General features: G+C 67.5%; 18 protein-coding genes. 10 read left to right on the forward strand and 8 right to left on the reverse strand.

The features are described from left to right. Window positions 1-141 precede the first annotated feature (141 nt). Entirely contained in the window at window positions 142-1,917 is a 1,776-nt protein-coding gene (locus KL771_RS22595; RefSeq protein WP_261970773.1) for an N-acetylmuramoyl-L-alanine amidase, read from the reverse strand. Window positions 1,918-2,287: 370 nt separating this feature from the next. Here KL771_RS22595 and KL771_RS22600 point away from each other — a divergent pair, with 370 nt between their 5' ends. The 3 genes from KL771_RS22600 to KL771_RS22610 all read left to right on the forward strand — a co-directional run bounded on the left by KL771_RS22600 (window position 2,288) and on the right by KL771_RS22610 (window position 7,279). After that, complete coding sequence (locus KL771_RS22600) at window positions 2,288-4,291, forward strand: hypothetical protein (protein WP_261970774.1); 2,004 nt, start codon at window positions 2,288-2,290, stop codon at window positions 4,289-4,291. Window positions 4,292-4,431: 140 nt separating this feature from the next. After that, window positions 4,432-5,583 (forward strand): hypothetical protein, encoded by a 1,152-nt coding sequence (locus KL771_RS22605; RefSeq protein WP_261970775.1) that lies wholly within the window; start codon window positions 4,432-4,434, stop codon window positions 5,581-5,583. A 574-nt stretch (window positions 5,584-6,157) separates the two neighbouring features. Beyond that, window positions 6,158-7,279 (forward strand): YcbK family protein, encoded by a 1,122-nt coding sequence (locus KL771_RS22610; protein WP_261970776.1) that lies wholly within the window; start codon window positions 6,158-6,160, stop codon window positions 7,277-7,279. Between the two features lie 20 nt (window positions 7,280-7,299). Here the strand turns inward: KL771_RS22610 and KL771_RS22615 are convergent, their stop codons facing one another. From KL771_RS22615 to aspS, 4 genes are all read right to left on the reverse strand, one after another. Continuing rightward, window positions 7,300-8,034 (reverse strand): SDR family oxidoreductase, encoded by a 735-nt coding sequence (locus tag KL771_RS22615; protein WP_261970833.1) that lies wholly within the window; start codon window positions 8,032-8,034, stop codon window positions 7,300-7,302. Between the two features lie 5 nt (window positions 8,035-8,039). Continuing rightward, window positions 8,040-9,374 (reverse strand): FAD-binding protein, encoded by a 1,335-nt coding sequence (locus KL771_RS22620; protein ID WP_261970777.1) that lies wholly within the window; start codon window positions 9,372-9,374, stop codon window positions 8,040-8,042. A 38-nt stretch (window positions 9,375-9,412) separates the two neighbouring features. Beyond that, window positions 9,413-10,840 (reverse strand): UbiA family prenyltransferase, encoded by a 1,428-nt coding sequence (locus KL771_RS22625; RefSeq protein WP_261970778.1) that lies wholly within the window; start codon window positions 10,838-10,840, stop codon window positions 9,413-9,415. A gap of 134 nt (window positions 10,841-10,974) precedes the next feature. Next, on the reverse strand, window positions 10,975-12,759 hold the full coding sequence (gene aspS, locus KL771_RS22630; RefSeq protein ID WP_261970779.1) for an aspartate--tRNA ligase: 1,785 nt from the start codon (window positions 12,757-12,759) through the stop codon (window positions 10,975-10,977). Between the two features lie 363 nt (window positions 12,760-13,122). Here aspS and KL771_RS22635 point away from each other — a divergent pair, with 363 nt between their 5' ends. Beyond that, a complete protein-coding gene (locus KL771_RS22635) occupies window positions 13,123-13,368 on the forward strand; it encodes a type II toxin-antitoxin system ParD family antitoxin (protein ID WP_261970780.1) in 246 nt (81 codons plus the stop codon). 298 nt (window positions 13,369-13,666) lie between these two features. Here KL771_RS22635 and KL771_RS22640 read toward each other — a convergent pair whose 3' ends face one another. Together KL771_RS22640 and KL771_RS22645 are read right to left on the reverse strand one after the other, a co-directional pair. Next, window positions 13,667-14,077 carry an SMI1/KNR4 family protein gene (locus KL771_RS22640; protein WP_261970781.1) on the reverse strand — a complete coding sequence of 137 codons (411 nt, stop codon included), beginning with the start codon at window positions 14,075-14,077 and terminating at the stop codon, window positions 13,667-13,669. Window positions 14,078-14,153: 76 nt separating this feature from the next. Then, window positions 14,154-15,296: a sterol desaturase family protein gene (locus KL771_RS22645; protein WP_261970782.1), complete on the reverse strand. Its 1,143-nt coding sequence runs from the start codon at window positions 15,294-15,296 to the stop codon at window positions 14,154-14,156. Between the two features lie 172 nt (window positions 15,297-15,468). Here KL771_RS22645 and rnd point away from each other — a divergent pair, with 172 nt between their 5' ends. Next, window positions 15,469-16,650 (forward strand): ribonuclease D, encoded by a 1,182-nt coding sequence (gene rnd / locus KL771_RS22650; protein ID WP_261970834.1) that lies wholly within the window; start codon window positions 15,469-15,471, stop codon window positions 16,648-16,650. 26 nt (window positions 16,651-16,676) lie between these two features. Beyond that, a complete protein-coding gene (locus KL771_RS22655; protein ID WP_261970783.1) occupies window positions 16,677-16,979 on the forward strand; it encodes a hypothetical protein in 303 nt (100 codons plus the stop codon). A 41-nt stretch (window positions 16,980-17,020) separates the two neighbouring features. On the opposite strand, the gene KL771_RS22660 is transcribed toward KL771_RS22655, so the two are convergent. Further along, window positions 17,021-17,860 (reverse strand): cell envelope integrity EipB family protein, encoded by an 840-nt coding sequence (locus KL771_RS22660; protein WP_261970784.1) that lies wholly within the window; start codon window positions 17,858-17,860, stop codon window positions 17,021-17,023. 375 nt (window positions 17,861-18,235) lie between these two features. Between KL771_RS22660 and KL771_RS22665 the strand changes: the two genes are divergently transcribed. From KL771_RS22665 to KL771_RS22680, 4 genes are all read left to right on the forward strand, one after another. Then, a complete protein-coding gene (locus KL771_RS22665) occupies window positions 18,236-18,694 on the forward strand; it encodes a RidA family protein (RefSeq protein ID WP_261970785.1) in 459 nt (152 codons plus the stop codon). A gap of 14 nt (window positions 18,695-18,708) precedes the next feature. Beyond that, the gene (locus KL771_RS22670; protein WP_261970786.1) at window positions 18,709-19,473 is read left to right on the forward strand and encodes a glycerophosphodiester phosphodiesterase family protein; all 765 of its coding nucleotides are present in this window, start codon (window positions 18,709-18,711) and stop codon (window positions 19,471-19,473) included. 168 nt (window positions 19,474-19,641) lie between these two features. After that, a complete protein-coding gene (locus tag KL771_RS22675; RefSeq protein WP_261970787.1) occupies window positions 19,642-19,944 on the forward strand; it encodes a hypothetical protein in 303 nt (100 codons plus the stop codon). Window positions 19,945-20,362: 418 nt separating this feature from the next. Then, window positions 20,363-21,613, forward strand: coding sequence for a GNAT family N-acetyltransferase (locus KL771_RS22680; RefSeq protein ID WP_261970788.1), 1,251 nt, complete (start codon window positions 20,363-20,365; stop codon window positions 21,611-21,613). The last annotated feature ends 201 nt before the right edge of the window (window positions 21,614-21,814 follow it).

Raw genomic sequence — 21,814 nt, forward strand, 5'->3', positions numbered from 1 at the left:
TCCGCGCCCCGGCACGTGCGACGCGAAGCCTTTGTTTTGCAGGTTTATGGCAAAGCTGCGGCGTCGGGCGGACGGCCGTTCCGTCACCGGGCTATCCGCCGACCGGCCGTGGGAATTTGGCCACGGGCGATGGGCAACGGCTCACGGCGCGTTGGCGACCCGGTTCTGGAAATAGCGGTCGATGGCGGACATCAGCGCCGAGGTCGTCTTTTCGCGCCAGTCGGCCGACATCAGCAGCTGCTCGTCGTCCTTGTTGGTCAGAAAGCCGAGTTCGACCAAGGCCGAAGGCACGTCATGCGCCTTGAGTACACGGAAATTGGCCGAACGATGCGGCTGGACCTTGACCAGACGCCCGACCGCACCGAGGTCCTCGACCAGGTTGCGGGCCAGCACATGGCTGAAGCGCTTGGTCTCGCGCAGGATCAGATCGATCAGAATGTCCGCGACCGCGCTGGGCGCCTCGTCCGGCACCACACCTGCAAGCGCATCGGAGGCGTTTTCCTTCGCCGCGAGGGCCGCGGCGGCCGAATCGGACGCCCGATCGTCGAGGGTGTAGACGGTGGCACCGCGCACCAGACGGTCATATTCGGCATCGGCATGGATCGACAGGAACAGATCCGCATGATGCTGGCGTGCGATGCGAACGCGCTCGCCGAGCGGCACGAAGGTGTCTTCGCGCCGGGTCATATGCACCTCGTAACGTCCGGTCGACACCAGCTTCTTTTCCAGAAGGCGTGCGATATCCAGCACGACACCCTTTTCGACCGTGCCGGTCGCCGGACTGCGGGTCCCGACATCGATGCCGCCATGGCCCGCATCGATGACAACGACGGGCTTGACCTTCTGCGCGCGGGTCGGCTCGCGATCACCTTTCGCCAGCACGCCGGTGCCCTCGCTCAGGGCCGGCGGCCGGGTCTGGCGGACATGCGCGGCCATGAAGGCCTCGCGGGAGGTTTCGCGCAGCACGAGGACGAGGCGGGCCGGGCCGCCATTCTCGCCGCGCTCGATCGCGGCCCGCTCGATCGCCAGAGGCCCGTTGGCATCGAACACCAACCGCGATCGACCGGCCATGAACAACCCCCAGCGCCAGCTCGCGATCGCCCCGCCGCCGGCGCGCCCGGCCTCCTGCGGGAGATCGAACCGGACCTCGGGCATGTCGATGACGATACGGTAGGGATCAGCCAGACCGAAGCTGTCGATCGCCACCGGCCGCGACAGGTCGATCGTGAACCGGGTCCGTTCGTGATCGACGGCGATCGATGGATGGCTGGCGACGGCCGGAGGGCCGCCCGCGTCACCCGGCGGCTCGCCGGCAGCCGGAGCGTCGACAGCCGGCGCCGCCATGGCGGGCGCACCGGCCGACGTCCGGCCGGCCACACCCAGGCTCATCGATTCCCGGCCGCCGCCCGCCCCCGTCGCGATCGCATCGAGACGCGCATTGCCGGTCGTCGCCGGCGCATAGGCCATGGGCTCGCCGAGAGTAGCCGTTGCGGCGCCGCCGATCGCGGTGAGCGGATCGATTGACCCGCGGGTCGGCACGGCGGCGAGCGGCAAAGCCGGGCTGCCGCCCGCCCGCCGACCGGGCAGCGCCGCCCCTGTAGCCCCGGTCGCCCCGGCCGCCCCGGCCGTCAAGGCCGGCTCGGGAGGGACGGCTCCGGTCGTCGACGGGTCGGTCCGCTGCGGGGGCGGCCCCTTCGCGGGCGCAGCGACGCGGCGGGACGGCGCGGTCTGGCCGGACCGCGGCTTCGCGGCGCGGTGGGCCACGCTCGGCTTGCCGCCGGATTTGCTGCCGGACGCCGCCGGCGGGACGATGCTGAGCGGCCGTGACGGCTCCGCGCGCGCGCCGGCCAGCCCTGCGAGCAGCATGGCGAAGCCCGAACAGGCCAGCAGGGTCCAAAAGGCGATCCGTCGCGCCACGCTCATGTCCGATACGGTTTCAACCGTTGGAACCGACCTCGCCCGCCTCGGTGCCGATCGGCACACGGGAACGAAGAAGACACCGTAATAAAGCATGAACCATGACCGGTTAAGAGGCGGTAACCCTGTCGCCTTTCCGGGCGCCGGCACGGGGTTCAATCCGATTGGCGCCTTTTCGGGCATGCGGCACCATGACAGCCTTGGATCCGCCGCTTGACAGCCGCCGTCGTCCGGGCGAAAGCCGTCCGATCGGTTGCCGAACGCCATATTGTCGTGCGTCCGCATCCGGTGTCACACTGGGCGACAAAGGGAGAAAACTCCCGGCCGTCCGGGCAATTCCGGGATGGCAGCACGAACCGTGGGAGTTCTCATGTTTCACTCGCCGCCCCCGTCCTCGCCGGCCGTCCTGCGTCGCGCCAGTGCCATCCTGTTGGCTGCGCTTGTGGTCGGATCGAGCCGCCCTGCCGCCGCCGAGACGGCCGACGACATCGTCCGCAGCTGGCTCGAGACGCTGCGTGCGACCGGATTGACGGTCGAGACCGGCGCCATCACCTATCAGCCGGGCGCCGACACCGTCGAAGTGCGCGACCTGAAAGTGACCACGCGCAGCATCGGTGCGCTGCCGTCCCTGGTTCAGCGCACGCCGAGCGTGTTCTTCGCCGGCCTGGCCAAAAGTCCGGACGGCGTCATCTCGGCCAAATCGATCGTGGTCGCCGCGTCGGCCGGTCAGTCCGAGGACGGGCGCATCTCGATCGCCATCGGTGGTCTCGACGCGGCCGACGTGGTGATGCCGAAATCGCCGGAGGTCAGCTACGACCCGAACCGGCCATTCTCCAATCAGTTGCTCTACCTAAGGGCACTGCTCGGCGCCCGAGCCTCGACCGCGCGGATCGGACGCTTCGACATGACCATGACCCCGAAGGAGGGGCAGTCGGTCTCGATCAGCTATGACGGGCTCACTCTGATCGGCCTCGCCGACGGAAAGATCGAGCGTGCGACCTCGGGCGCCGGCCGGATCACGTCGACTGTCCGGGATGCGAAATCGGGCGCACCGGTCGAAATCGACATCCGCATCGGGTCCGCTCAGATCTCTGGTTACGATTTCGGGGCCTACCTGCACATCGTCGACGATGCGGCCTATGTGAACGGACGCGGCGACGGCGTCTGGCGCCAGCTCCAGGCCTCGGCCACAGCCGAGGGCATCTCGGTGACGGCCGGGCCGGCCGAGTTCTCGATCGCCAAGGCGGAGATCGGCGGCTTCGAGCTGCGCCAGTTCGACACGCCGATCAGCGGCATCCTCGACCAGATCATGGTCGATCCGAAATACTTCGAAAAAGATCCGGCCTCGGCAATGAAGTTCGGGTTGGGCTATCTCGGCGCGTTCCGGATCAAGAGCTACTCGCTCGAGGGCTGGAACATCAAAGCGCAGGACCTTGACCGGTTCCGGATGGCGCGGCTGGCGTTCAAAGATTTCTCGGGCGCCGGCCTCGGCGAGTTCTCGCTGGAGGGCCTCGATGCCGACGGAAAGGGCAACGTCATCCGCGTCGGCAAGTTCTCCTTCGGCGACCTGGTCTTTCCGCCGCGCGCCGCGTTCGAGGAGGCGTTCTCGGCCGCCACGACCGGCGGTCAGGTCGATCCCCAGTCGGTGATTCCAACGCTCGGCTTCGTCCGGCTGGACAATGTCGAGGTCAGCCCGGCCCGAAAGGAACGGATCGCGCTCGGCAGCTACGCTCTCGATCTGGCCGGCTACGTCAAGGCGATCCCGACCTCGGTGCGCATGACGCTGAAGAACCTGACCGTTCCGGCCTCCTATGTCGAGGACCGAAAGGGTCGCGAAGCTCTCGTCGCGCTCGGCTACGACCGGATCGACCTGTCCGGCGAGATCGATGCCCGCTGGGATGAGGCGAGCACCGACCTGACACTGAACACAGCGCGCCTTTCGATGACCGGTGCCGGCAGCCTGTTCGCCACCCTCGCGCTCGGCAATCTGCCGCGCGCGGTCTTCGAGGATCCCAAGACCGCGCAGCAATATCTCGTCGGCCTGCTGCTCAAGACGGTGAGCTTCGGCTACACGGACGACTCGCTGGCGGATCGCGGTTTGAAATTCGCTGCCGCGAAAATGAAGCAATCGCCTGATGTGTTGCGCAATCAGGCCCTCGCCGGCCTGCAGTTCGTTCTTGCCGAAGTCCGCGATCCGGAGCGAAATCGCCGCATGGTCGACGCCGTCACCGCCTTTGTCCGCAATCCGAAATCGTTGACGATCTCGTCGAAGCTGACCGCGGCGCTGCCCATCGTTCAGATCATCGGCACCGCCCAGGCGCGGCCGCAGAGTCTGCCCGACCTCCTGATGCTCGACGCCGAGGCGAACCAGTAGAACCGCCGGCGTTCTCCGATCCGGCGAACCCGGTGCCCCTGACTTGGGGCATCGGGCGTCTGCCCACCCCTTCTTCTTTCTTCCTTCCTCCTTCCTCCGCCGGTCGCGACCGATCGGCCTACCCAACGGGACCACGCTCCATGACCAAGCTTGCCTTCCGCCCGAGCCTTGCCGCCACGCTGCTCGGCGGTGTCATTCTGTTCGCGCCTGCTGCGGCCGATGCCCAGTCCCTGCGCGACCGGGTCATCGCGGACATCGACGGCGTCCTGAAGAAGGGTGGCGCCAAGTCGGTGAGCCATGGCGACGTGAGCGGCGACGACAGCAATTTCACCGTCAAGGACTACAAGATCGTCCGGGAAGGCGACGGCACCGAAAAGGTGTTCACCGCACCGACCACGACCTTCTCGAATGTCGCCGCGAACGCGTCCGGCGGCTACACCATCGGCTCGATCGCGATCCAGCAGATCACCGGCAAGGATGACGAGAGCACGCTGACGGTCGGTTCGATGAACATCACGGCCTATTCCAGCGCCACCGCAGGCGCAACGCAGCTCTCGCCGTTCGCCGAAAAGGTCGGCAGCCTGAAGATGTCCGACATCACCTATTCGGAACCGAACACCAAATTCTCGGTCGCCTCGATCTCGGCGAGCGTCGATCCGGCCAATCCGAACAAGGGCTCGGCCTCGGTCTCGAAGATCGTGGTGCCGGTCGATGCCGCCAATCCGGAAATGAAGGACATCGTGGCGCTCGGCTACAAGGAGATCGCGGTCGATGTCGATTCCGACGCGGTCTGGGACGAAAAGGCCCAGCGCCTGTCGCTCGACCGCCTGACCATCGCGGCCAAGGACATGGGCACGCTGAACCTTTCGTTCGCCTTCGGCAACGTATCCCAGGACGCCCTCAAGCAGTTGCAGGCGTCCAAGGACGATGCCAACGCCCAGCTGACCGTGCTGCAAAGCTTCACCATCGAACAGATCGCGCTGCGCTTCGACAATGCCTCGATCGTCGACCGCATGCTCGACGCCCAGGCCAAGGCGCAGAACACCAAGCGTGATCAGTATGTCGTCGGCCTGTCCGCCATGGTCCCGCTGATGATCGCCTCGATGAACAACAAGCCCTTCGAGAAGAAGGTCTCGGACGCCGTCGCCGCCTTCCTGAAGGCACCGAAGTCGATCGCGATCATCGCCAAGCCGGCCCAGCCCGTGCCGGTCGCCCAGGTGGTCGGCACCGCCATGGTCGCCCCGCAGACGATCCCGTCCGTGCTCGCCGTGGATGTCCTTGCTAACAAGTGATCTTCCCGCGCCAGCATTGACCGACGGCCGGGCCGGTATGCGCCGCCCGGCCGTTCAACTGGCTTCCGGTGCGGCGACCGACCGCCATCACCGGAAACCGGGCCGGCGGCAGGGACCTGCCGAGACCGACGGCCCCACCGCCCTCGCCCGACATCCGATCCTGCCAAGCGGCACCGTCAGCGCGCCGGCGGGCGGCGGTTCGGCCGGCAGAGCACACGCATTTCGTGCAGCGCGCGCCGTCGAATGCGCCCATTGTGGGGCATTTGGACACGACTCGGTAAGGATTTGCGGTGGACTGTGGCGTTAACCATGTTGCAAGGGTGATTCGAGGCGCTAAGGTTCGGGTCGCGAGCGACGAATGAGTGCTCGTCAAGGCCTTGCCGTGGCACCGGATCTGGCTAAAAGACTTACAGGTCGGCACCGCGCGGGCCAATCGCACGCTTGGCGTGCGGTCGCGATGAGGGAGTTCTACTGCATGCGGCCTGTCCGCCTCGTCCTGGTCGGTCTCGGTCTCGCTTCGGTAGCGGGGATCGGGACGGCCTGGATTGTTGGCGGAAACAGCGAGGACGCGCCGATGCGCGCCGCCGTGGCCCGCGCCGAGGTCGAGGTGGAGCCCTTCAGCGTCGACCCGCTCGACACCGATCAGGCCGAACCGAAGACCACCGCATCGTTCGTTGCGGAAGCCGTGCCGGCCACCGCCCGGAAGTCGATCGCCTCCGGCAAGGTCGACCGGCTGCCGGTGGCGCCCGGGCGCGATCGGTCGGTCGCCGCCTCGGCGGTGAAGCCGGCCGGCAAGGGACTGGTGATCACGACCAGTTCGCTGAGGACCGGCGAGACCGTCGCGATGCCGGTCCTGGCCTATGCGGATTTCGGCGAGCAGTCCTCCCCGTTCGACCGGCTGATCGTGCCGGCACGGCCCGGCATCCAGCAGATGCCGAAACCGAAGCCCGCCATCCTGCCGCCGCCGGTCGCCGAGGAAGACGAAGACGCACCCGAGTTCCTGCCGCTACCGATCCGCAAGCCGAAGGTCGCGGCAGTCGACCCCGCACCGGCCGTGATCCCGGTTCCCCTGCCGTTGCCGAAGCCCCATGTGGCGGCGTCCGCCCCTGCCGTTGCGGCGTCCGCGACCGCGACGACGGCACCGGGCGCCATCATGCCGCGGCGCGGACCGCTCAACGCGCCCGAGGTCGCCGCGCCGGCTCCGCCCCCTCCCTCCCGGCCAAACTCGATCCTCGCACTGCTCACGTCGGCGACGAGTTCGACGCCCAAGCCGGAAGTGCCATCCGCGACCCCGCCGGTCATCACCCGCACCCCGTTCGGCGTGCCCTACGTCCTGCAGACCGAGTCCGTCGATACCGCATGCCTGCGGCCCGAACTGATCGAAGTGCTGCGCAAGATCGAGAGCCACTACGGCAAGAAGGTCGTGATCACATCCGGCTATCGCGACCACGGCCGCCCGGGCTCGCTGCACCGGCGCTGCGCCGCCGCCGACATCGTCATCCCGGGCGTCTCGGCCCAGTCGCTGACCAGCTTCGCCCGCACCGTGCCGGGCGTCGGCGGCGTCGGGCAGTATTGCCACCAGTCGCTGGTCCATGTCGACGTGGGCACGCCGCGCGACTGGAAATACGGCTGCGGCAGCTATTTCGCCATGCGCGACGGCTCGTCGAGCTGGGGCCGCGTCCCGCGCGAGGACTGACCGGCCCGCCGCCCCCGCGCTCAGAGCTTGGTGCGCTTGAAGATCGTCTCCGGCAGGGCCCGGATGATCGCCATGACCAGCGCCCAGACCGGCTTCACATAGATCACGTCGCGCGGCCGCGTCTCGGCCGCCCGGAAGATGGCGTCGCCGACCGCCTGCGGCTCGGCGGTCAGCCGCGCCGGCAGTTTCATGCCGGCGGTCATGCGGGTGCGGATGAAGCCCGGCTTGACGGTGACGACATGCAGCCCCCGCTTGGCGACCCGGTTGCGCAGGCCGGACAGGAAGGCCGTGAAGCCGGCCTTGGCAGCGCCGTAGACGTAGTTCGAGGCCCGTCCGCGCTCGCCCGCCACCGAACTGACGCCGACCAGCGTGCCGTGGCCGCGCGCGAGAAAGCGTTCGGCGAAGAGGCCGAGCAGCAGGGCCGGCCCCTCGAAATTGCTGCGCATCACCGTCGTCGCATGGACCGGATCGGTCTCGGCGCGCGCCTGCTCGCCGAGCAGGCCGACCACCGAGACGACCGTGTCGGGCAGTGCCGGCAGGGTGTCCGCGAAGGCCGGGAAGGCGTCCGTGTCCAGGATGTCGATCCGGTGGGTCGTCACCGCCATGCCGGTGCGGGTCGCGATATCGGCGGCCTCGCGCTCGAGGCCCGGGCCGTCGCGACCGGCCAGTTGCACGCACCAGCCGGCGGTCGCATAGGCGAGCGCGACGGCGCGGCCGACATCGGAGGTGCCGCCGACGACGAGGACGGTCTTCATTTCGGTCACAGTCCGATCCTTCTGGAGAGGCGCGAGGCGAGCCGGCCTTCGAGCCCGTAGCGGCGGCGGATGTCGCGGAAGCGGGCGAGGCCCGGATAGCCGGCCTCGAAGGTCGAGCGCGTCTGGCGCGCATCCTTGGCGAGGTAGAGACGCCCGCCGGCCGCCGCGACCAAGCGGTCGCACTCGGCCAGGAAGGCGAGCAGGCCCGGCTCCATCTTCATGTCGAGCGCCAGGGTGTGGCCCTCGAACGGGAAGGACAGGAGCCCACCGCCCCGGCCGAGCCGCTTCAGCACGGCCAGGAACGAGGCGCTGCCGCGTTGGGCGATGCGGTCGAGCAGGTCGGGCAGCAGGTCGGCGGAACGCGCCGCCGGCAGCACGAACTGGTACTGCACGAAGCCGTTGCGGCCGTAGATGCGGTTCCAGTCCGCGACCCCGTCGAGGGGGAAGAAATAGGGCCGCCAGCCGACCAGCCGCTCCGGGCCGGCCTTGGCGGCGCCGAGCCGGAAATAGGCTTCGTTGAAGGCCGCAACCGAGAGCCGATTGAGGGTCAGCGCCGGCAGGTCGAAGGGCACGCCGGGTCCGGCCTTGGCGGCCGGGCCGAAGCGATAGGGGACTTGGGCGCCCCCCAACGCGGCGCGGGTGGCGTGCTCGCCGAGATAGACCAGCGACCGGCCGAGGGCGGCACCGCGCGCCAGCCCGTCGATCCAGGCGACCGAATAGGTCGCGTCCTGCGCCGCGTCGAGCAGGCGCACCGTGTCGGCCACGGTCTCGGCGACCAGGGTGCGCTGGCGGATCCAGCCGGTCTCGACCGGGATCAGCCGGATCGTCGCGGCGAGGATGTAGCCAGTCAGCCCCATGCCGCCGATGGTGGCGTGGAACAGCTCGGCATTTTGCTCGCGCGAGCAGGAAAGCCGGGTGCCGTCCGGCAGCATCAGGTCGAGTGCGGCGACATGGTCGCCGAAACCGCCGTCGCGGTGATGGTTCTTGCCGTGCACGTCGGCCGCGATCATGCCGCCGACCGTGACGAACTGGGTGCCCGGCACCACGGCCGGGAAGAAGCCGCGCGGCAGGAAGGCCGCCACGATCTCGGCGAGCGTGACGCCGGCTTCCACGGTGAGCCAGCCGGTCGCGGGATCGAAGGCACGCATGCGGCCGAGGCCGAGCAGCGAGACCGTCGTCTCCTCGCCGATCGCCGCATCGCCATAGGCCCGGCCGTTGCCGCGCGCGATAGCCCCCGTCCGCCCGGCGACCATGGCGGCCGCCGCCTGCGCCGAGGCCGGCTGCAGGAGGTCCGTGGCGGCGACCGGATAGCGTCCCCAGCCCGACAGTTCGACGCTCACGGCCGCACCCTGCCCTTCTTTCCCGGTCCCGCCGCCGCTCAGAGCGCGGCGAGGATGCACGCGCCCGAGAAGGCGGCCGCCGCCCAGCTGTTGCGGTCGCGGATGGCGAAGACAATCGGGTCGTCGTCGAGATCGCCGCGCCCGGCCATCATCAGCACCCGGCCGATCCAGTAGAGCAGGATCGGGCAGATCAGCCACAGGATCTGCGGATGGGTGTAGAGGCCGGCCACCGTCGGGGTCGAGACGTAGAAGGCGAAGATGGTGACGGCATTCATGCCGGCCGCCGCCGCCAGCGCCAGCACGATCGCCCGGTCGGCGACCCGGTAGCCGCGATTGGCCGACTGGTCGAAGCCGCGCGCCATCAGCACCGACAGCTCGACATGGCGCTTCACCAGGGCGAGCGCGGTGAAGAACAGGATCGAGAAGGCGAACAGCCATTCCGACACGAAGACCCCGATCGCCACCGCGCCGGCGAAGACGCGCAGGCCGTAGAGCCCGGCCAGCACGATCACGTCGGCCATCAGCTTGCGCTTGAGGACGAAGGAATAGGCGAGCGTGGAGAGATAGTAGAGCGCCAGGATCATCAGGAAGACCGGCGAGACCATGAGCGCCAGCCCGGCCGAGACGGCGAGCAGCACGGCGGCCGCAATCGCGCCCTCCGCGATGGTGATGCGGCCGGCGGCGAGCGGCCGGTTGCGCTTGGTCGGGTGCGCCCGGTCGGCCTTCAGGTCGACCATGTCGTTGACCAGATAAACGGAAGAGGCGCAGAGCGAGAAGGCCGCGAAGGCGATCAGCGCCGCGCCGAGATCGGCGAGACCGAAATGGTGTGCGGTGATCAGCGGCACGAAGACCAGCAGGTTCTTCGACCACTGGTGCACCCGGATCGCCTTGGCCCAGACGCGCAGACTGGCCGGCTCGGCCGACAGCTCGACCCAATCGGGCTTCAGCGCAGCCAGCCGCGCCTTGACGGTGGCGACCAGGCGGATGCCATAGGCCCGCCGCGCCTTGCGCCAGACCGGCAGGTCGGCCGCGTCGTTGCCGACATAGTCGAAGCCCTGCTCGCCGAATTCGGCGGCGAGCTTGTCGGCCTTGGCGTCGCCGGACAGGTTGGTGCGGCCGTCCGAGGCGTAGAAGCCGTCGAACAGGCCGAGCTCGGTCATGATCTTCTCGGCATGCAGCCGGTCGCCGGCGGTGGCGAGATAGACCGGCCGGCCCTCGGCGCGCGCGCTGCGGACGAGGTCGAGCACGGCCGGATCGTAGGGCAACGTCTCGTAGGCGAGCCCGGAGCGCTCGGCGAGGAAGCGCTTCAGCGCAGCCTTTCCGGCGGCGAGGCTCTGCGCGACCGCCAGGACATGGCGCGTGCCGAGCCCGACCGTATCGAGGAAGGCCTCGTAAAGCAGATCGGTGCGGATCAGGGTTCCGTCGACGTCGACGACCAGGGGGACGGAAGACGCGGAAGCACTCAAGGCAACACCCACTCGTCTCAAAAAGACGAGGCGACGCTAGCCCGGAAAGGTGAATCGCCCGTTTGGACGGGCCGGAAAAACCGCGCGCGGGGTTAAGGATACCGCACGCGGTTAATCAATGCTGGACGCCGTCGTCAGGCCGACGGCAGGTTCAGGCGCAGATGCAGTTCGCGCAGCTGCTTCGGCGTCGCCTCGGACGGCGCGCCCATGAGCAGGTCCTCGGCGCGCTGGTTCATCGGGAACAGCGTGATCTCGCGCAGGTTCTGCACGCCGCAGAGCAGCATGACGATGCGGTCGATGCCGGCCGCCATGCCGCCATGCGGCGGCGCGCCATACTGGAACGCGCGATACATGCCGCCGAAGCGCTCCTCGACATCGGCCTTGCTCAGGCCGACCATCTCGAAGGCCTTGACCATCAGCTCCGGCGACTGGTTGCGGATCGAGCCCGAGGCGATCTCGAAGCCGTTGCAGACCATGTCGTACTGGAACGCCTTGATGGTCAGCGGGTCGCGCGTTTCCAGCGCCTCCAGCCCGCCCTGCGGCATCGAGAAGGGATTGTGGGCGAACTCGACCTTCTTCTCCTCCTCGTCCCATTCGTAAAACGGGAAGTCGACGATCCAGCAGCACTCGAAGCGCTCGGTATCGGTCAGGTTCAGGTCCGCGCCGACGCGGTTGCGGGCCTCGCCGGCAAATTTGTAGAACTTGTCCGGCTCGCCGGCGACGAAGAAGCAGGCGTCGCCCTCGCCGAGACCGAGCTGCGTGCGGATCGCCTCGGTGCGCTCCGGGCCGATATTCTTAGCGAGCGGACCGGCGCCTTCAAGCGCGCCGTTCTCGGACCGCCAGAAGATGTAGCCCAGCCCCGGCTGGCCCTGGGACTGTGCCCAGCCGTTCATGCGGTCGCAGAAGGCGCGGCTGCCGCCGGTTTTGGCCGGAATCGCCCAGATCTCGACCTTCGGGTTGTCGGCGATCATGCGGGCGAAGACCTTGAAGCCGGAATCCCGGAAATGGTCGGTGACCGCCTGCATCTCGATCGGGTTGCGCAGATCCGGCTTGTCGGAACCATACTTCCGGATCGCCACGTCATAGGGGATGCGCGGGAAGGACTGTGTCACCGGCTTGCCGTCGGCGAAACTCTCGAAGACGCCGCGCAGGATCGGCTCCATCGTCGCCCAGACGTCTTCCTGGGTGACGAAGCTCATCTCCAGGTCGAGCTGGTAGAACTCGCCCGGCAGGCGGTCGGCGCGCGGATCCTCGTCGCGGAAGCAGGGCGCGATCTGGAAATAGCGGTCGAAGCCGGCGACCATGAGCAGCTGCTTGTACTGCTGCGGCGCCTGCGGCAGCGCGAAGAACTTGCCGGCATGAATGCGGCTCGGCACCAGGAAATCGCGCGCGCCTTCCGGGCTGGAAGCGGTCAGGATCGGGGTGGTGTATTCGGTGAAGCCGGCCTCGCCCATGCGACGGCGCATGTCGGCGACGATCTTCGTCCGCTTGACGATATTGGCGTGCAGCGTCTCGCGGCGCAGATCCAGGAAGCGGTACTTGAGCCGGATATCTTCCGGGTAGTCCGGCTCGCCGAAGACCGGCAGCGGCAGGTCGCGGGCGACCGAGAGCACCTCGATCTCGCGCGCATAGACCTCGATCTCGCCGGTCGCGAGGTTCGCGTTGACGGTCTCCGGCGTGCGCGCCTTGACGCTGCCGTCGAGCCGGATGACCCATTCGGCGCGCACCGTCTCGGCCGCCTTGAAGGCCGGGCTGTCCGGGTCGATCACCACTTGGGTGATGCCGTAATGGTCGCGCAGGTCGATGAACAGCACGCCGCCGTGATCGCGCACGCGATGGACCCAGCCCGAGAGCCTGACGGTCGAGCCGACGGCGGCGCGGCCGAGTTGTCCGCAGGTATGGGAGCGATAGCGATGCATGGTGGTCCTGCTTCTGAAAGGCGGGCACGCGCGGCCCGGCGAACTCATCGGGCTGTCTTCTAGCCGCCTTCGCCCTCGATTTGAAGCGAGGACTTGCGCCGCCGCCGCGCTATCCCTTCGCGAACGGGCCAAGGGACAGGGTTCAAGTACCCTTGGGCTCGGTGCGGCCCGAAACGGCTCCTTGCGCGCGGCCGGATTGCGGGCCGGACGGAGGCGCCATCGCCCCCTCTGCGCGGCCTTCCAAGCACGGGGACGTGCAGCGGGAAGAAACTCTCCCGGACCTCGGTACACCCCTGACGATGACATAAATTGCGCAGTTTTCGTTATCGACCTATCCTGTCAGCCCAGAAGGAGGACCCGACCATGAACGTATCTCTTGGCGAGCGCTGGGAGCAGTTCGTCGACCAAACCGTCAAGGCCGGCCGCTACGGGTCGGCCAGCGAGGTCGTCCGCGAGGGACTTCGACTGGTCGAAGAGCGCGAGGCCAGGCTCAGCGCCCTGCGCGCCACCCTGCAGACCTCGATCGCGGCCGGCGGAGAAGCGACCGATGCCGACATCGATGCCGCCCTGGACGCCAGGGCCGCCGAATTGGCCAAGCAAGGATACTGAGCGTGCCACGGCTCAAATATCTGCCGTCGGCGAAGACAGCAGTCCGACACGATTCGCAGTAAAAAACCAGAATCAAGAATATAAGTATCTATGATTGACGTCAACCGCTATGGGTTATTCTGCCTTCGCATTCTTGCGATGATTTCATTCCAATATCGTATAAGTACAAAATGCTCTTGCCGCGTGACCCAAATGATATTGTTTTCGCTGACCGGATCACCTCCCAAAATCAAGGGTGTGATGTGATGCCTGATCTTGCTGAATCGATCGGTTGATCGCCCGTTCGTTGCGCTCCCGCTCATTGGTCACTCGAAATGTTTGACAGAAAAGCTCCGAACGTGTCTCCCAGGTGTTCGATCATATCAAGAGCCATTCCGATCAAGGGAATGCGAACGAAGCGCACGACGGGTTCGCGGAAGTCGAAGCCGTAGCCATCGTTGCCGCCGTTCGTTCCGAACAACAGGATTCCCGGCGCGTAGATGTGGCTTTCGCATTCGCTATTGAACTGTCTGAGTTCGTCGATGCGCCAGAAATCGACATAGGCATCGCCGACAAAGCCCATGCCACCATTGGATTGCCGAACGAAATCCAGATACTCGCCCGGCAGTGCAATGCCCAACCTGGATTGTTCGATTTCAACGACATCCGACGTCGCGCCGGGATTTCCGTGCCAGTTCCGGAACCACTGGGAGAGGTCGACCATATCCATCCCGCCTTGCGTTGGTCCGGCGGATTCGACCACAAGGCGGCATCGATTTGAAGCGAGGACTTGCGCCGCCGCCGCGCTATCCCTTCCGGAACGGGTAGAGGAACTGGGCCCAGTAGCCCTTGGGCACGGGGTGGCCGGAAATGCCGTAGCCTTCGGGCCAGCGGTTTTCGGGCATGTGGTGGGTGCCGAACAGGCGGTCGAGCAGCGGGAAGTGGATGGCGAAGTTCACGTCGATCGCCTCGCGCTCGATGCCGTGATGCCAGTGGTGGAAGCGCGGCACCACGAAGATCTCCTCCAGAACGCCGAAGCGGCCGCGGATATTGGCGTGGATGAAGGCCGAATAGATGTAGACGATCAGGAGATAGGCCTGCAGCGCGCTCTCCGAGAAGCCGAGCACGAACATCGGCAGCGCGGTCAGGCTGCGCAGGGCAATGATCTCCAGGAAGTGCATACGCGCCGAGGCGAGCCAGTCCATCGACTTGGCCGAATGGTGGACGGCGTGGAAGCGCCACAGGAACGGCACGCGGTGGAAGGCCCGGTGCACCCAGTATTGGGCGAAATCGGTCAGCACCATGATGGCGACCACCTGGACGAGCCAGGGCAGCGCACCGACGGCGGCGCGGAAGGCCGACCAGTCGCCGGTGACCGCGATCACCGCCTTGGACGGCGCCAGGGTCAGGAAGGTCAGCACCTGCACGAAGAGCGAGCTGACCAGATAGTAGAAGATGTCCTCGCGCCATTCCTCGCGGAACAGGACCTGTTCGGGCCGGAGCGCCAGGAAGCGTTCCAGCGGCACGAACAGGAAGCCCATGAAGAGCACGTTGAGGACGAAGAAATCGACCCCGAGGAACAGGCCGCCCGGCGTCGACGCGCTGGCCGGCTCGCCCGGCACGGCGCCCAGAATGGTCGCCGCCAGCGTCACCGTCATGCCGGCGAAGCCGAGGATCTTCTCCGGCCGCAGCACCAGGCTCAAGATCGACAGCAGATAGGCGGCGATCACCACCGCCCAGAGCACGGGGCGGAACAGCGCGTGGTCGCGCAGGAGCGAGAGTTCCGGCACGCCGAGCCAGCCGGGATGCTTCAGGACCAGCACCAGGAGCAGGCCGGTCGCCCCGGCCAGGAGTGCCAGCGTGCCGGCGATCCATCCCGTGCCGAAGCCGCGCGCCTCGCGCGGCGCCTCCAATTCGGCACGCAGCTTCATCCGGATCGCATGCAACATGTGGGAGCCCCCCGACCTTCGACGGGGGGCACCCTGGCACGCCCGCGTTTCGGCAGGATGTGGCCGATGTTTCAGCAAGATTTCGTCGCGATCCTTGTTGTCCGTGAGGTTCCGGGTTGCGCCAATGCCCCACGACAAGCGCGGAACGACGCGCTATAGAGCCGACATGACCATGATTACCGAGACCGCCGCCCTCGCCGATGCCTGCCGCACCCTGGCCGGCCACCCCTATGTCGCCGTGGATACGGAATTCCTCCGCGAAACCACGTACTGGCCGAAGCTCTGCCTGGTCCAGCTGGCCGGGCCGGATCTCGCCGTGGTGGTCGATCCGCTGGCGCCCGGTCTCGACCTGTCGCCCTTTCTGGACCTGATGCGCGACGAGCGCGTCGTCAAGGTGTTCCATGCCGGCCGGCAGGACATCGAGATCGTGTTCAATCTCGGCGGCTTCATCCCGGCGCCGGTCTTCGACACGCAGGTCGCCGCGATGGTCTGCGGCTTCGGCGATTCGATCTCCTACGATCAGCTGGTCAACCGCGTCAGCGGCCACCAGATCGACAAGTCGTCGCGCTTCACCGATTGGAGCCGCCGGCCGCTGTCCGAGCGCCAGCTCGATTACGCGCTGTCCGACGTGACGCATCTGCGCGAGGTCTACCACTATCTCAGCGCCAGCCTGGCCGAGCAGGACCGGCAAGATTGGGTCGCCGAAGAGATGAAGGTGCTGACCTCGATCGGCACCTACGACCTGCGCCCAGAGGACGCCTGGGAGCGGCTCAAGATCCGCGTGAAGAAACCGGTCGAACTGGCCATTCTGAAAGAGCTTGCCGCCTGGCGCGAGCGCGAGGCGCGGGCCCGTGACGTGCCGCGCGCGCGCGTGCTCAAGGACGAGGCCATCTACGAGATCGTTGCCGAGCAGCCGGTCGAGCCGTCGCGGCTCGGCAATCTGCGCAGCCTGTCGAAGGGTTACGAGCGCTCGCGCCAGGGCGAGGAGATCGTCGCCGCCGTGAAGCGCGCGCTCGCCACCCCGCGCGACAAGCTGCCGGCGATCCCGCGCGGCAAGCCGATGCCGGACGGCTCGGGCGCGGCAGTTGACCTTCTGAAGGTGCTGCTGAAATTCGTCGCCGAGACCCACGGCGTGGCCGCCAAGGTGATCGCCACGGTGGACGATCTGGAAGCGATCGCGGCCGACGACAATGCCGACGTCGCGGTCCTGAAGGGGTGGCGGCGCGAAATATTCGGCAATGTCGCCTTGAAACTGAAGCGCGGCGAGATCGCGCTGTCCTTTGATGGCCGCAAGGTCATCGCGCTGGAGATCGACGCCCGTCAGGCGACCACCAAGGGACGCCGGATCGGTTGACCCCGGTTCGGGAACGGAGCCGAAGCATGATGCGGAGCCTGGGACTTGCTCTGGCAATGTCGGCGATGGCCGCATCCGGTGCCGCCGCGCAAGGGTCCTGCCGGTTGGTCGACCCCACCGGCTCGCCGCAGGGCACCCCAATCCCCGTTTTGGAAGGTCCCAGGTCTCAACGGATCATCGGCCACGTCCCAAATGGCCACGTCTTCCACTACGCCAGCGTAACCGACGGGCCGAAGCCTGGCTACTTTGTGCCGGCGGTGCCGGTTCACATCGGCAACGTGACGATCTTCGGCATCATCGACCCGGACTATCTGCGCTGCCCGCCATGATATCGCCGCCGTGATGCCTCGGCCTCAACGTTGGGCTCCGTTCAGTTGCAGGGCTTCACGTCGATGAAGGTCAGTTCGGTCATGCGGCCGTCGAGGGCGAAATCGCCATAGTCGAGGCGCAGGCGGCGGCTGATGCCGTTCTCGTAGAGTTGGAACGACAGTTGGTATTCGGGCGTGTCCTCGCCCTTCTCCCGCTTGGCCGGATCGAAATACGAGATGGTCATCGGCCAGCGCTTGACCGCGGCCAATTCGGGCCGGTCGGCGGCCTTCTCCTCGCCGGCCTCGCCCGGGCCCTCGATCGGCTTGCCGATCACCGCCGCAGTATCGTAGATGCGCTCGCCGCCGTCCGAGCCGTCATAGAGGCGGATCTGGTCGAAGCTCTTGCCGGCCTTGGCGGCGTCGATCAGGTCGGCCATGTGCTGGGTCGGGAAGCGAGCCTCCGCCGGCAGCGGCACCTTGCGCTCGGCGGGCCGCACGATGCTGGCGACGGATCCGGTTTCGGTCCGCTTGGCCGAGCCCTTCGATTCGTCCGTCATGGTCTGTTCGATGAAGTTCTGCGACAGGAAATCGAACAGCTTGCCGTCCGCATCCTCGAAGGACGAGGTGCGCATGTCGGTGACGCGCGACTTGCCGTCGGTATTTTCCAGGCGCGTGACCAGCCGGAACTGCGTGGCGTAGCCGTCGCAGACCGAGCCGACGAACTCGTAGACCAGCCGTCCTGTGACGCCGCCGATCTCCGACTTGTCTGTGCGCTTGGCGAGCTTCAGGTCATAGACCGCCCGATGAGACTTGAGGCCGGTGATCGTCGCGCTCGCCGCACCGGCTGGGCCAGGCGCCAGGATGACGGCCGCCGACAGGAGGATCGCGGTGGAGCGGATCATGGATTTCCTCGTCTGATGTCGGTCCCATCAGCACGCCAAATTCGGCGAAAACGGGACCTGCCTGGGCTCGACCGCAGCCGCCGCGGGTGGATGCGACCTTGCTATCCGGTTTTGCCCGAACCGGCCAGCGGGCGCCGCCGGGACAACCCTCATTTTGGTGTGCCCGTCTCGACAGCGATCCCGGCATGGCCCGGGCGGTCCGAGGGTCGAGGACAACGCCGCACCGGCTGGCAGCCCAGATGTCCGCCGGCCTGCGGAGGGGACGCGCAATCGGAAGCCCCTTTCCGAGTGTCCGGACTGCGCCCCGCGATGTTGCCAAGCGGGCCGATTTCGGCCATGGGAACGGCTCCATCCTCCAAGCCGGACGACAGCACCATGAGCCAGACCGAACAGCGCCTCGCCGAACTCGGCATCACCCTGCCGACCCCGAGCAAGCCGGCCGCCAACTACATCCCGGCCGTGAAGACCGGCAATCTCCTGTTCGTCTCCGGCCAGATCCCGATGGGTCCGAACGGTGTGGAATATGTCGGCCAGCTCGGCGCCGATACGGATATCGACACCGGCCGCGCCGCCGCGCGCCTGTGCGCCATCAACCTGCTCGCCCAGGTCAAGGCGCATGCCGGCGATCTCGATTCCGTTCGCTGCGTCAAGCTGACCGGCTTCGTCAATTCCGCCAGCGGCTTCGGCGACCAGCCGAAGGTCGTCAACGGTGCCTCCGACCTCATCGTCGAGGTGCTCGGCGAGCGCGGTCGGCATTCGCGTTCCGCGGTCGGCGTCGCCGGCTTGCCCTTCGGCGTCGCCGTCGAAGTCGAAGGCATCTTCGAGATCGCCTGACCCGGAGTGTTCCGATGGATCTCGGCTTCCTCCTACGCCGCCCGGTGGCCCACCGCGGCTACCACGACATCAAGGCGGGCCGGGTCGAGAACACCCTGACGGCGGTTCGTGCCGCCGTCGAGCGCGATTTCGCCATCGAAGTCGACGTCCAACTGACCGGCGACGGGGAGGCCGTGGTTTTCCACGACTTCACCCTCGACCGGCTGACCACCGGCCAGGGCCGGCTCGACCGCAAGACGCTGGCCGAGATCAAGTCCGCGCCGTTCCGCGTCTCCGACGACCGGGTGCCGACGCTCGCCGAACTGCTCGACACCGTGGCCGGCCGGGTCGGCCTGGTCATCGAGATCAAGAGCGATTTCAACCGGCCGGCCGATTTGCGGCTGGTCCGGCGCACCGTCGCGGGTCTCAAGGGCTATCGCGGCCCGGTCGCGGTGAAGTCCTTCGATCCCGACATGGTCGCCGAGGTCGGCCGCCTGGCGCCCGACCTGCCGCGCGGGATCGTCGCCGACGATGCCCGCGATCCCGACCACTACGGCCGGCTTGGCGCGCTGGCGCGATTCTCCCTGCGCCACCTCCTTCACATGCCGCGGACCAAACCCCATTTCATCTCCTACGGGGTCAAGTATCTGCCGGCGCTGGGACCGACTTTCGCGCGAAAAGTGATGGGAAAGCCAGTCATCACCTGGACGGTGCGCACCGAGGCCGATCGCGCCGTTGCGTCAGCCTATGCAGACCAGATAGTGTTCGAGGGCTTCGACCCGGACGCGAAGCCGCGCTAGGCGACCAACCTCCGGGTCGGCAGTCCTGGCGATCACGGGTTCGTGATCGACCTGCCATCAGATGAACGATTTCTGAACGTACCGTTCGGACTTGGTTATGAGATGGACGGCTACCGTCTGACCATCGAACGGGGGTCAGAGCCGTCCCCTGAGGGAAGGAAGAGAGCCATGAATACCGCCAGCAAGTTCCTCGCCGCGGCCGTCGCGGCCGCCACCATTGCCACTGCCACGGTCGGCACCACCAGCCAGGCCCAGGCCGGCGGCGGCAACTTCATCGCCGGCCTCGTCGGCGGCGCCATCGTCGGCGGCGCTGTCGTCGCCGCGTCGCGCCCCTACTACTACGGCCCCGGCTACTACTACGGCCCGGCCCCGGCCTATGTCGTGCCGGCCCCGGCCTATGCGCCGTCGTGCCACAAGGTCTGGGCCTACGACGCCTACGGCAACCCCTACAAGACCAAGGTTTGCCACTGATTTCATTCCACGGAGAGCGGATCATCGCCCCCCGAAACGCTCTCCAGGAACGCCAGGCCCGGTCGCAAGACCGGGCCTGTTCGTTTTTTTGGGGGCCGTTCCGGTCGCAAGGCCGGGCATCTTCTTTTCTGACGATCGCTTTGGCAACCGATCCGATCCGCGATTTCTCAGCCCTTCCGCGGCATCGGTCCCCCCTCATCCGCCCTTCGGGCACCTTCTCCCCCCTCCGAGGGGCGAAGGGGAAGGAACCGCGGGATGGAGCGCGGGAGCCTGGTCGGGATGGAGGCTTGGCGCTCATGCCGCGATGTCGGCCGCCCCGTCATCGCCGAGCCGTGAAGCGGAGCGCGCTTTTCGCGCTTGCGGGATCGCGGCCTGGGCCTATCTACTGGGGCCGTATCGCCTTTCCGGATCCCGCCCCATGCCGAAAGCGCCTGCCGAAACCGCCACGCTGCGCGTCGCCGCCGGGATCGCCGAGATCGGGCGGGAGACCTGGGATGCGCTGGCCAATCCCGGCTGGCGGCTGGCGCCGGGCGGTCCGGTACGTCTGGACGGCGTCGCGGAGGCTGTGGCGCCGGCCTACAATCCGTTCCTCGCCTATGATTTCCTCTCGGCCCTGGAGGAATCCGGTTCGGTCTCCGCGCGCGCCGGCTGGACGCCGCGGCATCTCGTGCTGGTGGGGGTCGACGGGGCGACCGCAGCTCTCGCGCCCTGCTACGCCAAGAGCCACAGCCAGGGCGAATATGTCTTCGACCACGCTTGGGCGCAGGCCTATGAGCGGGCCGGTGGGCGCTACTATCCGAAGCTGCAGGTCTCGGTGCCGTTCACCCCGGCGACCGGCCCGCGCCTGCTGGTCCGGCCCGGTGCGAACGCGGCGCGCGACCGGGCGCTGCTGGTCGAGGGGCTCGCCGGATTTGCCCGACAGGCCGGCGCCTCCTCGGTCCACGCGACCTTCCTGCTCGACGACGATGTCGCCGCCTTCGCGTCCGGCGGATGGCTGGCGCGCACCGACCAGCAGTTCCATTGGCCGAATCGCGGCTTTCGCGACTTCGAGGATTTCCTGGACAGCTTCCAGAGCCGCAAGCGCAAGCAGGTCAAGCGCGAGCGGCGCGACGCGCTGGCCAATGGCGTCGAGATCGTCGCCAGGACCGGGGCCGAGATCCAGGAGGCCGACTGGGACGCCTTCTATGCCTTCTATATGGATACCGGCGGCCGCAAATGGGGCCGGCCCTATCTCAACCGCACCGCCTTCGCGCTGATCGGCGAACGGCTCGCCGATGCGGTCCTGCTCGTGCTCGCCACCCGCCACGGCCGGCCGATCGCCGGCGCCCTCAACCTGATCGGGTCGGATGCCCTTTATGGCCGCTATTGGGGGGCGACCGAGGAGCAGCCCTTCCTGCATTTCGAGGTCTGCTACTATCAGGCGATCGACTTTGCCATCCGCCGCGGTCTCGCTCGGGTCGAGGCCGGCGCGCAGGGCGAACACAAGCTCGCCCGCGGCTATCTGCCGACGACGACCCGCTCGGCCCATTTCATCGTCGATCCGGGCCTGCGCCGCGCGGTCGACCGCTACCTGGCCATGGAACGCCAGGAGGTCGCCCAGATCGGCGACATGCTCGCCGCCCACGCGCCCTACCGCCATCCGGACGGCGCCGAGGCCGACGGATTCTGACGACAGACGCCGGCCACGGGCGTCGGCCGCACAAGCCCGCGCCGAGGGCTTTTGGCGACGGGCGGGGCCGAGCGCCTTCCCGGCGGTTGCGGCGGCGTGATTTGTGTTCCCCAGGGAACTGCGGCATATCGGGTTTCCTGAGAGAGGACGTCATGTGATCCCTGGCACCCGGTTCGGGCCTGCGCCCGGCCAGATCCTGCC

It is taken from the genome of Prosthecodimorpha staleyi, from assembly GCF_018729455.1.
Taxonomy (GTDB): domain Bacteria; phylum Pseudomonadota; class Alphaproteobacteria; order Rhizobiales; family Ancalomicrobiaceae; genus Prosthecodimorpha; species Prosthecodimorpha staleyi.